General features: G+C 39.1%; 14 protein-coding genes and 1 pseudogene. 8 read left to right on the forward strand and 7 right to left on the reverse strand.

Annotation, left to right across the window (positions count from 1 at the left end; genetic code table 11):
• Positions 1 to 86: 86 nt before the first annotated feature.
• From bla to VKY50_RS04735, 8 genes and pseudogenes are all read left to right on the forward strand, one after another.
• Complete coding sequence (bla, locus tag VKY50_RS04700) at positions 87 to 890, forward strand: subclass B1 metallo-beta-lactamase (RefSeq protein ID WP_324299372.1); 804 nt, start codon at positions 87 to 89, stop codon at positions 888 to 890.
• Positions 891 to 1,133: 243 nt separating this feature from the next.
• On the forward strand, positions 1,134 to 2,399 hold the full coding sequence (locus VKY50_RS04705; RefSeq protein WP_324299374.1) for a chloride channel protein: 1,266 nt from the start codon (positions 1,134 to 1,136) through the stop codon (positions 2,397 to 2,399).
• A 559-nt stretch (positions 2,400 to 2,958) separates the two neighbouring features.
• The gene (locus VKY50_RS04710) at positions 2,959 to 3,357 is read left to right on the forward strand and encodes an OsmC family protein (protein ID WP_324299376.1); all 399 of its coding nucleotides are present in this window, start codon (positions 2,959 to 2,961) and stop codon (positions 3,355 to 3,357) included.
• 13 nt (positions 3,358 to 3,370) lie between these two features.
• Positions 3,371 to 3,950, forward strand: a pseudogene (gene rclC / locus VKY50_RS04715) (reactive chlorine resistance membrane protein RclC).
• Positions 3,951 to 3,961: 11 nt separating this feature from the next.
• Positions 3,962 to 4,789, forward strand: a complete 828-nt coding sequence (gene ygiD / locus VKY50_RS04720; RefSeq protein ID WP_324299378.1) for a 4,5-DOPA-extradiol-dioxygenase — start codon at positions 3,962 to 3,964, stop codon at positions 4,787 to 4,789.
• Positions 4,790 to 4,810: 21 nt separating this feature from the next.
• Complete coding sequence (locus VKY50_RS04725) at positions 4,811 to 5,443, forward strand: trimeric intracellular cation channel family protein (protein WP_324299380.1); 633 nt, start codon at positions 4,811 to 4,813, stop codon at positions 5,441 to 5,443.
• 113 nt (positions 5,444 to 5,556) lie between these two features.
• Positions 5,557 to 7,050: a glycerol kinase GlpK gene (glpK, locus tag VKY50_RS04730; protein ID WP_324299382.1), complete on the forward strand. Its 1,494-nt coding sequence runs from the start codon at positions 5,557 to 5,559 to the stop codon at positions 7,048 to 7,050.
• 7 nt (positions 7,051 to 7,057) lie between these two features.
• The gene (locus VKY50_RS04735; protein WP_324299384.1) at positions 7,058 to 7,792 is read left to right on the forward strand and encodes an MIP/aquaporin family protein; all 735 of its coding nucleotides are present in this window, start codon (positions 7,058 to 7,060) and stop codon (positions 7,790 to 7,792) included.
• A 13-nt stretch (positions 7,793 to 7,805) separates the two neighbouring features.
• Here the strand turns inward: VKY50_RS04735 and VKY50_RS04740 are convergent, their stop codons facing one another.
• The 7 genes from VKY50_RS04740 to moaC are packed head-to-tail and all read right to left on the reverse strand — an operon-like array spanning position 7,806 to position 13,575.
• On the reverse strand, positions 7,806 to 8,405 hold the full coding sequence (locus VKY50_RS04740) for a nucleotidyltransferase family protein (RefSeq protein WP_324299387.1): 600 nt from the start codon (positions 8,403 to 8,405) through the stop codon (positions 7,806 to 7,808).
• A 10-nt stretch (positions 8,406 to 8,415) separates the two neighbouring features.
• Positions 8,416 to 9,450 (reverse strand): XdhC family protein, encoded by a 1,035-nt coding sequence (locus VKY50_RS04745; protein WP_324299388.1) that lies wholly within the window; start codon positions 9,448 to 9,450, stop codon positions 8,416 to 8,418.
• A gap of 19 nt (positions 9,451 to 9,469) precedes the next feature.
• Positions 9,470 to 10,666 carry a molybdopterin molybdotransferase MoeA gene (locus VKY50_RS04750; protein WP_324299390.1) on the reverse strand — a complete coding sequence of 399 codons (1,197 nt, stop codon included), beginning with the start codon at positions 10,664 to 10,666 and terminating at the stop codon, positions 9,470 to 9,472.
• Between the two features lie 4 nt (positions 10,667 to 10,670).
• Positions 10,671 to 11,459 carry a sulfite exporter TauE/SafE family protein gene (locus tag VKY50_RS04755; protein WP_324299392.1) on the reverse strand — a complete coding sequence of 263 codons (789 nt, stop codon included), beginning with the start codon at positions 11,457 to 11,459 and terminating at the stop codon, positions 10,671 to 10,673.
• Positions 11,450 to 12,517: a HesA/MoeB/ThiF family protein gene (locus VKY50_RS04760; protein ID WP_324299394.1), complete on the reverse strand. Its 1,068-nt coding sequence runs from the start codon at positions 12,515 to 12,517 to the stop codon at positions 11,450 to 11,452. Before VKY50_RS04760 ends, VKY50_RS04755 begins: the two co-directional genes overlap by 10 nt.
• Positions 12,510 to 13,118: a molybdenum cofactor guanylyltransferase gene (gene mobA, locus VKY50_RS04765; RefSeq protein ID WP_324299396.1), complete on the reverse strand. Its 609-nt coding sequence runs from the start codon at positions 13,116 to 13,118 to the stop codon at positions 12,510 to 12,512. The genes VKY50_RS04760 and mobA overlap by 8 nt, the downstream gene beginning before the upstream one ends.
• Positions 13,102 to 13,575 (reverse strand): cyclic pyranopterin monophosphate synthase MoaC, encoded by a 474-nt coding sequence (gene moaC, locus VKY50_RS04770; protein WP_324299398.1) that lies wholly within the window; start codon positions 13,573 to 13,575, stop codon positions 13,102 to 13,104. The genes mobA and moaC overlap by 17 nt, the downstream gene beginning before the upstream one ends.
• Positions 13,576 to 13,603: the final 28 nt, after the last annotated feature.

Raw genomic sequence — 13,603 nt, forward strand, 5'->3', positions numbered from 1 at the left:
CCAATTCTCCAAAAGTTGGTAATTTTCCAGCATTTTGAAGATTTCAATAATACCTACCTTAACGTAAGTCAAAAATGTCACAACTTATGAATTTGGGAATTACCATCGCCTTTATTTTGGGACTAGCTTTTAATTTAGTAGATACAACTGCCGATAACGCTCATTTACATACCCCAAACATCCTCAACCAACAAACAATCGATTTTTCAATTGATTCAATGGTGGTTTATCAGAGTAGTAACCTTATAATCAAAAAACTATCCGACCACATTTACCTTCATGTATCCTATCTAAACACAGATGATTTTGGAAAAGTAGGTTGCAATGGAATGATTGTAATTAGTGACAATGAAGGAGTTATATTTGATACTCCAACCGATAATCAAAGTTCTAAAGAGCTGATTCAATTTATAACCCAGCAATTAAAGAGTGAGATAATTGCGCTTATTCCTACCCATTTCCATCAAGACTGTGTAGGAGGAATAGAAGAATTTGAAGCTTATAATATTCCTACATTCGCCAGTAAAGAAACTTTATCGCTCTTAACACAAAATGGTCAAATATTCTCTTCTCTAGTAAAGAGTTTTACTCGTAAATTCACGCTTAGTGTCGGAACCCAAAGTATATATGCTGAGTATTTCGGACAAGGGCATACTAGCGATAACATCATTGGATATTTCCCGCTAGAGGAAGTAGTCTTTGGAGGTTGTCTGATTAAAGAGATCGGAGCAGGAAAAGGAAATTTAAACGATGCCAACATTGATCAATGGTCAAAAACTGTTGAAAAAGTAAAATCAAAATACCCTAATGTGAAGCTTGTGATTCCTGGCCATGGCCAGATAGGTGGAAGAGATCTATTGGACTATACCATCAACCTTTTTGAAAAATAAGAGTAAGTAGCTAGGCACAGTGGCGCATACCAAAACAACATCCATTATGTACTTATTTACACAATAGGATGATTTAAAATTTACCGATCCCATTCAGAATGCTTCAAAAGAATTCTCAAACAGGCATAAGATTACAAAAACAAATGCCTAATTTTGCCCGTCCAATAACAAATAAGCAAATACAACGCTTTAATTATCAGAGAAACACATTAAAGCCTCTCTAATAACAGAAAGAACGAAGAAGTGAAATTAAAACGTAGAAGAAAATTAGTAACTTATTTAAGTATATTAGATCAACCCGTTAAATTTAACCCGTTCGTTTTCAGCAGAAATTTTGTTTTATGGGCGTTGCTTGGACTTTTAGGTGGCGTCATTGCAGGACTTTACTGGATAACACTAGAGTATATAACACATCAATTTGCATTCTTCACTGGCTGGACCGTTATTCCACTGATGGCTATTTGTGGGCTTGGAGCAGGGCTTATTATCCACTTCATAGGGGATCCTGGTGAAATTCATTTGATTGTAAATAATATTCGCTTTAATAAAGGAAAATTAGATCCTAAAAATAATCCCTCCATGATACTATCGTCCTTGCTTTGTGTAGCATCAGGAGGAAGTCTTGGACCTGAAGCTCCTATGGTTCAGATCACAGGGTCAACAGGAACATATATTGGTAAATTATGCCGCCTAAAAGGGGAAGATCTCAGATCGATGAGCATCGCTGGAATGGCCTCTGGTTTCACTGCCCTATTTGGCGCTCCATTGGGAAGTAGTTTATTCTCCTTGGAAATATTACACCATAAACATGCTGTAGAATATTACAAGGCGGTTATACCCGCTTTTGTAGCAAGCTGTTTTAGTTATTTGGTATTTGCCTTTATCGTTCATTTAGGACTAGGACCGCTCTGGGATTTATCTTCCTATGAGTACTCAGGATTATTTGACTTTGCATTTGCAGTACTCTTCGCCATGGTTGGAGCAGCCTTTGGTTGGGGATTTATAATATGTGCAAAATTCTTTAAAACACTATTTGAGAAAAGACCCATCCCCATATTTATAAAAACAACTATCGGTGGAATTCTATTGGGAGTGATTGCCTACTACCTTCCTATCACAAGGTATTATGGTCATCATGAGATCAATGATTTGCTTTCTGCTAATTTTTCCTTAACTTTATTACTAGCAATTCTAGTGTTTAAAGTAGTGGCCATTGCAATAACGGTAACTTCAGGATGGAGAGGTGGATTTATCATCCCCCTATTTTTCACAGGAGCTACGCTGGGATTAATCATCCATCAATTGTTTCCTTCGGTCAATCTATCACTAGCAATTGTGAGTTGTATGGCAGCCATTAATGCTTGTGTAACTAGAACTCCAATGAGTACTACCATCTTATTGGCCACTTTAACAGGGTTCGGACATTTTATCCCTATTTTGTTTGCAAGTTTGACAGGATACTTTTTAGCACCAAGAATCCCATTTATTGGTTCTCAATTGAAACAATAAAAAGCTACCTATCGGATAGATAAGGGTCTTTAAAAGATAATTACCTGGTTGAATATAAGTTTTTTAAATTTTCAGCGTGAAACAGCCTTTCAAAATTTTCGAAAGTAGGACCTCGGTTTCTGGAGCAAATTATTTCAAAACCAGCCACCCAACTGGTACAAAATCTCAAAGAATGAGTCATAAGAAATCAGGGAAGGTTAGCACACTTTATCCATTATAGAAAAGCAAAACCAACATCCATCAAACCGTAATTAAAATTATAGAGACAAGGAAATTCAGCACGAGCCAACAACCAACTATAAATAAATCGTAGATCGGTTTACACGTGGAATAGAGCATTGAAATCCACCTTACTAGAATATGAAAAAAAAGAACAGCACAAACCCCAAGTGAATATAGCGCACAGGAATCGAGTTTGGTTCTATAGACCCACCACACTTTTTCCTATTACAATAAGCAGCTATGTATAAATAATCCACATCTTTGTGTAACACTCCCCAAGGATAGCCTACCATGCTTTAGGGAATTAATCGATTTAACCTTTAAAACATATCTCAACATGGCAAAAATTACTTCTATCATCCAAGATCAAGATTATAAAGTGGTATTGACCTCTGAATCTGGAAACACGCTCATTGCGGATGAGCCAGAGCATCTTGGAGGGCAAGATTTAGGTTTTTCACCGAAAGAACTTCTAGCATCTGCCCTAGCAGCCTGTACCTCAGCAACGCTTAAAATGTATGCAGGTCGTAAAAATTGGGACTTACAAAAAGTGAGGATAAGTATTGAACTAGACTATATGCCCAATGAACATAAAACCAATATTCGAAGAAAATTAGAATTTGTAGGTGACTTGGATACCGCTCAAAAAGACCGCCTATTACAAATTGCCAACCGTTGTCCAGTTCATAAGATACTTGAAAATACGATCCACATTGAAACTGCGTATAAAAACTAATACAACAGTACTGATGAGCGAGATAGTAAAATTCCTAGCAAAAAGTCAATCAAATTTTATCAATCTTATCCGTCTGGCTATTTTTATAGTAATGATTTGGATTGGAAGGTTGAAAGCCTTTCCATATGAAGCAGATGGCATTGTGCCTTTTGTTGCCAATAGTCCTTTTATGTCATTCTTCTATTCACAAGAATGCGCCAGAATACAAGGACTATAAAAATCCAGAGGGTAAAACAGTCCAAAAAAATATCGACTGGCATAAAGAGAACAATACTTATGTCTTTTCCTATGGTCTTGGAACCGTCATTGTTATTATAGGAATCTTGACTTTAATAGGGATTTGGTCACCCAAAATAGGTCTTGTAGGAGGATTGCTCACCTTTGGAATGTCCATAGTGACGCTAAGTTTTTTGATAACAACTCCAGAGGTCTACGTTCCGAACTTGGATGGTGATTTTCCAACACCACAGCATGGATTTCCTTATTTATCTGGGGCTGGAAGATTGGTATTAAAGGACATCATTATGTTGGTTGGCGGACTTATTTGTGCTTCAGACTGCGCAAACAGAATGCTATACAGGACTAACAATTAAATGCTATTATCATGGATTTAAATGATCTTTCAAAAATGTCAGCATCCATGGAGAACACTCCAAAGATGCCTGTATTATTTCTAGGACATGGCAGTCCTATGAATGCCATAGAAGAAAATGAATTTGTCCAAGGATTTCGCAAGGTTGCTACACAAATACCAGAGCCCAAAGCTATCGTATGCATTTCTGCGCATTGGGAAACCAATGGAACCTTTGTAACCGCCATGCAAAATCCACCAACTATCCATGATTTTGGAGGATTTCCTCAGGCTCTTTTTGATGTTCAATACCCTGCACCTGGTAGTCCTGAATTAGCTGTTAGAACCAAGGAACTTATCCATTCAACCAACGTTGTTCTAGATCAGAGCTGGGGATTAGATCATGGTGCCTGGAGTGTCATACGCCATTTGTATCCAAATGCAAACATCCCTGTTATCCAGATGAGTATTGATTACAATAAGGTACCGAAATACCATTATGAACTTGGACAACAAATTAAATTACTTCGTGAAAAAGGAATCCTCATTATCGGAAGCGGGAATATGGTTCACAATCTAAGGATGGTGGATTGGAGAAACATAAACACTTCCGGTTCTGGATACGATTGGGCGATTGAAGCAGATGAGAAAATGAAAAAGTTCATATTAGACCAAAATCATACTGCCCTTATTAACTTTAGATCCCAAGGGCGCGTTTTTGATTTGGCCATACCTACTCCCGAACATTATTTGCCTTTATTATATGTCTTAGGTTTGAAAGATTCTGACGAAAGCGTAAGTTTGTTTAATGATAATACCCTTGGAGGTTCATTAAGCATGACTTCTGTAAAAATCGGATAACACCTATTAATATAAAACACATTGGAATTCAGCATTACTATATTCCTTGACCTACTAGGGACATTTGCCTTCGCTATCAGTGGTCTAAGGTTGGCTTCAGGAAAAAGAATTGATTGGTTTGGCGCCTTTATTATCGCATTAGTTACCGCTATCGGTGGTGGAACAACACGTGACTTACTCCTAGATGTTCGGCCATTTTGGATGATGAACCCCATGTATTTTATAACCACTGGGATCGCCTTTTTATCCGCTATCTTATTTAAAGAAAAGTTGTTCCGTTGGGGCAGTACTTTATTTATGTTTGATGCCATTGGATTAGGGTTATTTACCGTGGTAGGAATCAGTAAAAGCTTGGCCATGGGATTACCTTTTTGGGTATGTGTTATGATGGGAACAATCACTGGAACCGTTGGTGGTGTTTTTCGAGATGTATTACTTAATAAAGTCCCACTAGTATTTACCAGGGACATCTATGCACTGGCTTGTGTTTTTGGTGGGGGAGTGTATTATCTGTTTTACAAACTTAATTTTTCATCTGACATCACCGAATTAATGACCGCAATAACAGTTATCATCGCTAGATTAATCGCCGCTAAATTTCATTTACAATTGCCATTACTTAAACCAATCAATGAAACCATTGACAAAAGGTAAATCGACGAAATCATTCCATTTTGACTAAATTTTAAAGGCACTTTTAAAGATTATTGGATTTTTTTGGCGAAATTCCACAAATCTATCAAACAACCAAAATGTAATTTACCAAAATGTCAAAATATATATTAGCCATAGATCAAGGAACCACCAGCTCACGAGCGTTGGTTTTTGATAAGCATGGGTACACCAAGTCCATTGCACAGAAAGAATTCACACAGTACTTCCCTAAACCAGGATGGGTAGAACACGATGCAAATGAAATCTGGTCTTCTCAAATGGCTGTTACGATAGAAGCGGTGTCAAAGGCCAAACTTCATGCCGATCACATAGCAGCGATCGGTATAACCAACCAGCGAGAGACCACTATTGTTTGGAATCGAAAAACAGGTGAACCCATATACAATGCAATTGTTTGGCAAGATAGAAGGACCGCTGATTACTGTGATCAATTAATAAAAGAAGGTTGGGAAGATAAAATACGAGCAAAAACTGGGTTGGTGATCGATGCCTATTTCGTAGCTACAAAAGTAAAGTGGATTTTGGATAATGTGGACAATGCTCGAGCGCAGGCGGAAGCTGGAGAATTAGTTTTCGGCACCGTGGATTCTTGGCTCCTATGGAACCTTACCAATGGTCAAAAACACCTCACAGATATCACCAATGCCTCCCGAACTTTACTGTTTAATATTCATACGCTGGATTGGGATCAAGAGCTTTTAAATCTTTTCGATATTCCTTCAACTATGCTTCCTGAAGTATGTGATTCAAGTGGCGACATTGCTTATACTTCTGGAATGCTCTTTGCACGAAAAATCCCCATTACAGGCATAGCAGGCGATCAGCATGCTGCGCTCTTTGGTCAAATGTGCAACAAGGCTGGTATGGTTAAAAACACCTATGGAACAGGTTGTTTTATGCTGATGAATATTGGTAATAAACCATTGGTTTCTAAAAATAAACTTGTAACCACTATCGCTTGGAAAATTGGAAGCGATATTCATTACGCATTGGAAGGCAGTATTTTTATCTCTGGTGCAGTAGTGCAGTGGCTTAGAGATGGACTAGGTCTTATCAAAAATGCCAAAGAATCTGAAAAAATGGCAAGAAAAGTTAAGGACACCGATGGGGTGTATTTCGTCCCCGCATTTACAGGTCTAGGTGCCCCATATTGGAATCAACATGCCAAAGGCACCATGGTAGGTATCACGAGAGGAACCTCAGCAGCACATATCGTTAGGGCTTCTTTGGAAAGTATTGCCTTTCAAACCTATGATGTTTTAAAAGCTATGGAAGCTGATGCAAACATCTCCATTAAAGAGTTACGTGTTGATGGCGGTGCCACGGAAAATGATTTTTTAATGCAGTTTCAATCCACTATTTTAAATACGCAAATTGTAAAGTCCAAAACTACCGAAGTAACCGCCTTAGGAGCTGCATATTTAGCTGGTCTAGGTGTGGGGTATTGGAAAGATCAACAAGACATTATAGAAAAATGGAAGGTTGACAAAACGTACTCACCAGAACAAAACGTCAAGGTAGAACAGCAATTAGAGTCTTGGAAAAAAGCAGTACAAACCACCAATTATTGGACAAACCCAAATTAAATCAATCATGACAGCATTCATAGCAGAAATCATTGGCACCTTTATGCTCATTCTTCTGGGTAATGGTGTTGTTGCCAATGTGGTATTAAACAAAACCAAAGGACATAATGCCGGATGGATGGTCATCTCCACCGCATGGGCATTAGCGGTATTTACTGGCGTTGTGATCGCCGCGCCCTACAGTGGTGCTCATTTAAATCCAGCTGTAAGTGTCGGATTAGCCACAGCGGGGCTTTTAGATTGGGTCCTGGTTCCTTCATATATTATCGCTCAGATGATAGGAGCTATGTTAGGCGCATCGATGGTTGCTCTGGTATATCGGGATCATTATCTAGAAACTCCGGACCCTGTTTTAAAGTTAGCCACATTTTGTACCATACCCGCCATACCAAATAAAACAAGTAACCTAATAAGTGAAATCATCGGGTCATTTGTTTTGATCTTTGTAATTTTTTATTTTACGGATCCCATCATCGGCGATACATCTCAAACACCTATTGGCTTAGGTTCGATCGGAGCTTTGCCCGTAGCATTTTTAGTTTGGGTGATCGGCCTGTCGCTTGGTGGAACCACTGGGTATGCTATAAACCCTGCACGTGATCTAGGCCCTAGAATTGCCCACGCTATATTGCCCATCAAAGGAAAAGGCAGTAGTCATTGGCATTACGCTTGGGTCCCCATTATTGGACCTATTGTCGGAGCCGTACTAGCCGCAGGGTTGCATCTGTTATTATCCACTTGAGAAAAATAACCCATTAGTTACCAAACATTATCTGATGGGCTTTTCGATAATCCGCTAGGGTATCAATGTCGCGAACATACTCTTCGGCATTTAGCTTTAGTACCTTTTTAGGGTGTTTTTTAATGATGAATTTCGCTCCAACATCGGTACTTAGTGTAGATAACTCTTTGAAGTACGCTGATGAAAACACGGCAGGCACCCCTAGATTTCCGTAAAACTCAGAAACTATTATCCCCGTAGAATTCCCTTTAAAACACCTTAGCAACTCCATCAAATAGTTGGCACTAACAAAAGGTTGATCTCCCAGTAGAAATAATACTCCATCTAGATTTACATCCATTAATTTGGTCATTGCAAAAGCAATCGAATTGCCAATACCTTCCTTCCACTTCGGGTTAATATGAGAATGTAAATTTACTATTTCAGGAATTTCTTTTTTTATTCTTTCACCATGAGCCCCTAGGACCACATGTACTTGGTGATCCAAAGTGCAAGCCGTATGAATCACGTGATTCAGAAGTGAGCTATTTCCCCACGGCAATAATTGCTTAGGCACCCCCATTCTCGAAGAGGCTCCAGCTGCAAGAATCACTATAGCGATGTTGGGACTCATATGATTTTGTTTAGGAATGTATTCTTCCTTTTTTATTCTTCAATGGCATGATTGGTTGTTGTCTGAATACCGAAAGCATTTCTGATAGAATGGAAATAGCTATTTCTTGAGGAGTTTCTGCCCCAATATTTATTCCTGCAGGGCCGTGAATAGTATCAAAAAACGCCTCTGAAACTTGTGGCCTTTGTTCCATGATCTCATTCAGTAACCGTTCTCGTCTCTTTGCGGGTCCCAGAAGACCAATATAAGAAATGGTAGTTGCTTGCTCTAATCGTAGTAAGTATTTTAGATCTTTTGAGTAGCTATGAGTCATTAACATCACCGCGGTTCGATCATCGATTAAATTCATATCAAACAATTCGGCCCTGGTATTGATCACGGACTTTGCACCAGGAAAATTTACGAGTTCTTTGGGATCAGAATCTGTTGCAATTACACATACCTCCCAACCACTCAGTGCAGCAAAGCTACATAACTGCACCGCATCGTGTTCTGCACCAATGATTATAAGGCGTAATGCCGCAGGCAAGTTTTGCTTAAAAATCTCTAAACCATCCATGTTTTGCGGTGTGGAAGTATTTAATTGGTCACCGATAGTGTAAGAGGTGTTATTAGAAAACCTTACCAGGGTTCCATAACGGCGGTCCAATTCTTGATCTTTTTTTGTAAAATAACTTTGAAGATGTACCGACTCGCGACGATCCAAACTATTTCTAAAAGCCGTTATAAAATTTTGGGATAACTCCATTGGCTCAATTAAAATATACAGAATCCCTTCGCAACCTAAACGAAACCTCCCATCATAGGTCATTACCTTTGGGATGCCAACTTCAAACACAGATTGACTTTGTCGGTAAATTTCTTTTTCAACACATCCGCCACTGACTGCACCCACCATTTTTCCATCAACATCGATCAGCATACGAACTCCTGGCTTGCGATAAGAAGCTCCTTCTAAGGCCACCACAGTGGCTAGCACAGATGGTTTACCCTGCTGTTTATTTTTTTGATAGGCAGTGATAATATTTTCAAACTCATACATCATAATTTTAACCTATTGGCTTTTATTCTCTGGTTGGGAAAAAGTACACTGCCGCACCTTGGTCTATTGTTTCGCTTTGTGGAGGTAGGACAATAAACCCGTCTGTTCTTCCCATACTAATTAAGTCCCCTGATCCATTCTCTTGTACAGTATAGGCTGTATGCACGCCGTTTTCTATTTTTAAATACACATTTTTAAAAACTGTTAGTGGAATTTCATTGGTCATAGCTTCGCCTAATACCACTTTAATCCCCGTTTGATCTAATCCTAAAGATCGATGCAACCAGCTTTTAAAATACACATGGTAGTTCACAAAAGTGGATACGGGATTTCCAGGAAAGGAAAACACCAAGGTGTTGGTCTTTGGATAAACCCCAAACCAAAACGGTTTCCCTGGTCTTTGTAATACCCGATGAAAACATTTCTTTACCCCTAATTGTTCTAATGCTTCTGGAATGTAATCGAATTTCCCTTTGGATACTCCACCACTAATGATCAGAACATTATTAGTATTTAGCAAACCATCCAAGGAGGCAATAATAGCTTCTTTATCATCATCAAAATGGCGATGATTGGGCTCGATTTTCTGTAAGGATAATAATGCGTGGAGGGTATGCATATTGGATTCCCTAATTTGGTGTGCAGCTGGTAGTTCATGTACCGCTACAAGTTCATTACCAGTTGAAATTAAACAAACCTCAGGTAATTTTTTGACCATTACCTCCACGGCCCCAACCGCGGCAAGTATGCCAATCTCCGCAGCACTAATTTTAGTATCTTTTGGGATAATCACATCACCTTGTTTGGTATCGCTTCCTTGATGGTGCACATTTTGTCCCTTTCGAACCTCGGTTTGCAACCTTGCAATGCCCTTGTCTATATAGGTATCTTCGTACATAACCACCGTATCGGCCCCCTGTGGTACGACTGCCCCTGTCATAATTTCAAGACATTGATTTGTATTATTTAATAAAATCTGATGCGTTCCTGCTGCGACAATCCCAGCAATTTCAAATTCACTCTTGGATCCTAAAGCATCAAATGAAATCGCAATACCGTCTTTTGTCGCTCGATCGAAAGCAGGAAAATCACGATCCGCTTTTATATCTTGTGCCAACACCCGTCCTAAGGATCTGGTAAACGGCACTTTTTCCATCCCATAATCTTGTATATGACTATGTACAATATCAAAAGCTTCTCGATAAGATATCATTTCCATAAGGTTAAAAATTTATCAGTCCCAATCCATTGTTCAATAACACTCTTAATCCCACTATAAAAACGAGAATCGCAGTGAGTATTTTGATTCCAGCTCCACTTAATTTATGAAGGCTAATTCTAATTCCCAATTGTCCACCGAGTAAAACAGCCCCTAATAAAATCAGGCCAAGTTTCCACGGAAAGACAAACATTTCATTTATCACAAGTCCAGCGATTCCCGATATAGAATTCACCAAAATAAAGAAACTTGCCAAGGCTGCAATTTTAATGGACAAATCCCAGCGCATATGATTTAATATCGGTGCTAAGAAAATACCTCCTCCAATTCCAACTAGACCAGAGAGAAAGCCTATGCCAGCCCCTAAGGCTGCAGTGATCCACATGGGATAAATTTTAGTTTCTTGCTCCTTATTATTCTTCCTTTTTTTTATATTTTGGGTCAGTAATAAAATAGCAGAGCTCATTAGTGCGATCCCTAAAATAATGAAAAATATGTACTCCTCCAACCGAAATGACGCTCCTATAAAAGCCAAGGGTATACTAGCCCCCACAAAGGGTAAAACCTTCTTAATTTCAAAGTGACCCTTTTTATAATACAGGTAGGTACTTGTTGAGACTACCATTAAATTACACACTAGCGCTAGGGATCTAATGACAAAAAAGCTACCCACAAATAAGGTTAGAATAGCAAGATAACTACTACCACCACCGAAACCTACAGAGGAATACAGTGTGGCGATCACAAAAAAACACAGTGCCAACAACAAGAGTGAATCAGTGGTTATTTCCATAACTGCGTGTAATTTTGTAATCCGCCCTCGAGCTGATAAATGGCACCATCTAAGTACTCTGTTAAATAATTGAATGCTTTCTCACTTCGAATTCCCGATTGGCAGATCAAAACAACAGTCCGTTTAATATCTACTTCACTAATGCGGTTGGGAAGTTCTTGCAGCGGAATATTTATGGTGTCCTCAAGATGAAAGTCTCTAAATTCTTCTGGGCTTCTTACATCCACCAATTGGTATTGACTTTTACTAAGGAGCATCTTCTGGAACTCCTCTGGTGTTACTAATGCGCTAAGGTCGCAACTTTTATATTGATAGTTCTCCTCCAAAGTGTTACGGGTTTGATTTTCCACCTTTGGCTCAAAGCTAACCTGTTGGATCATTTGCACCAATCCATCGTAAAGTAATAATTTTCCAGATAAGGGCTGACCTATTCCAGTGAGGATCTTTATAACTTCAAGGGTTTGAAAATTTCCAATGATCCCAGGCAAAATACCTAAAACACCATTGACATTACAATCGGGCATTTCATCTTTTCCTGGCATTTGCGGAAAAAGACACCTATAGGTTGGGCCATTTTGATAATTAAACACACTAACTTGTCCTTCAAAGGCATGTAAAGCCCCGTAAACAAAGGGCTTATGTAATATCACACAAGCATCATTAATCAAATACCTCGTTGGAAAATTATCTGTAGCATCCACAATCACATCATAAGACTTTAAAATTTCTAAGACATTGTCTGTCCCTAGAAATTCATTATGACAATGGAATTTAGTAGTGGAGTTCTGAGCTTGTAATTTCTCGATGGAAACTGATATTTTAGGTCTCCCAATATCTTGTTCGCTGTAAATGGGTTGTCGCTGTAAATTACTGAGCTCGACCTTATCATTTTCAACAATTCCGATTGTTCCCACACCCATGGCATTGAGGTATTGCAGCACTGGAACACCTAATCCTCCAGCCCCAACGACAAGAACACTCGAATTTTGAAGTTTCCGCTGTCCTTCTTCCCCAAAGCCCCTTAAGGTTGTTTGTCGTATATATCTATTTTTAATCATTACAATTTTTTTCTTTAATGCTCTTTACTAGATTTCGATAGTGATCTTGATGGTTTATATTGACAAGAACATCATCGCGCAATGGCTTTACAATTTCCAAACAACTACTGGCTAAAAATTTAACTGGTGAATTGCTAATTCCATTTTCTAAATAATCATGTGCAGCCATTAAACCCCTGGGTTCCCATATGCAAAAAAGAGGTTCTGGAATTGTTTTATCCTTCGCTTTGTATGCGGTAGCATCGCTGGAAGGGTTTCTTTTAGCTATGAGTCTGGTGATGGCCTTTCTATTGATTAACGGCATATCGCACGCTACCACAAGCCATGCATGAGCTGGGTACAATAGATGGGCACTCATAATACCATTAAAGGGGCCTGGGTATTTATTCTGATCTACAATACAGTCAACATCTGATGAGAACTCCTCCTGTTGATCCGGTCGAATACTCATATAAACCATATCGCAGTGCGCTCTAAGGAGGTTGTAGATAAATAAACGCTGCGGTTGACCGTGGTATTCTAAAAGCCCCTTGTCAACCCCCATCCGAGCGCTTTGCCCGCCAGCAAGTACTAGTGCGTTAAGTTTAGCGATGGTAGTCACTTTTACCTCCAGATTTATATTTGAGTTGAATGTTGTTAATTACAATATCATGTGATAAGGCTTTGCACATGTCGTAAATGGTTAGGGCGCTGACGGAAACACCTGTTAGCGCCTCCATTTCAACCCCAGTTCGCTCGTTACATTTTACCGTGCAGACTATCTCTAGGCTATTTTCTCTGGGTTGAATATCGATCTGAATATTCGACAAGGCCAATTGGTGGCACAGTGGGATCAAATCAGCTGTTTTTTTTACAGCTTGTATGCCAGCGATTACTGCGGTCTGAATAATACTACCTTTTTCGTGGTTGAATTGCTCTTGCTTTAAACTCTTGAATACCTCCTCAGGAAAAGAAACCACACCGGATGCAACCGCCACTCTACTACTTACGGCCTTTGTAGAAACATCTACCATCGCTGCCCGGCCCTGTTGATCTATATGTGAGAGTTGTTTGTTCATGGTATTTCTATTTTCTTCGTTGGGTTAA

This window comes from Galbibacter sp., assembly GCF_035306585.1.
In the GTDB taxonomy this organism is placed as follows: Bacteria; Bacteroidota; Bacteroidia; order Flavobacteriales; family Flavobacteriaceae; genus Galbibacter.

Coding starts and splice junctions, on each gene's coding strand:
- VKY50_RS04745 (WP_324299388.1), bottom strand. CDS start 9,450: ATGATGTATGAGTTTGAAAATATTATCACTGCCTATCAAAAAAATAAA.
- VKY50_RS04760 (WP_324299394.1), bottom strand. CDS start 12,517: ATGATTAAAAATAGATATATACGACAAACAACCTTAAGGGGCTTTGGG.
- VKY50_RS04740 (WP_324299387.1), bottom strand. CDS start 8,405: ATGAGTCCCAACATCGCTATAGTGATTCTTGCAGCTGGAGCCTCTTCG.
- moaC (WP_324299398.1), bottom strand. CDS start 13,575: ATGAACAAACAACTCTCACATATAGATCAACAGGGCCGGGCAGCGATG.
- glpK (WP_324299382.1), top strand. CDS start 5,557: ATGTCAAAATATATATTAGCCATAGATCAAGGAACCACCAGCTCACGA.
- VKY50_RS04750 (WP_324299390.1), bottom strand. CDS start 10,666: ATGGAAATGATATCTTATCGAGAAGCTTTTGATATTGTACATAGTCAT.
- VKY50_RS04755 (WP_324299392.1), bottom strand. CDS start 11,459: ATGGAAATAACCACTGATTCACTCTTGTTGTTGGCACTGTGTTTTTTT.
- bla (WP_324299372.1), top strand. CDS start 87: ATGAATTTGGGAATTACCATCGCCTTTATTTTGGGACTAGCTTTTAAT.
- VKY50_RS04710 (WP_324299376.1), top strand. CDS start 2,959: ATGGCAAAAATTACTTCTATCATCCAAGATCAAGATTATAAAGTGGTA.
- VKY50_RS04735 (WP_324299384.1), top strand. CDS start 7,058: ATGACAGCATTCATAGCAGAAATCATTGGCACCTTTATGCTCATTCTT.
- ygiD (WP_324299378.1), top strand. CDS start 3,962: ATGGATTTAAATGATCTTTCAAAAATGTCAGCATCCATGGAGAACACT.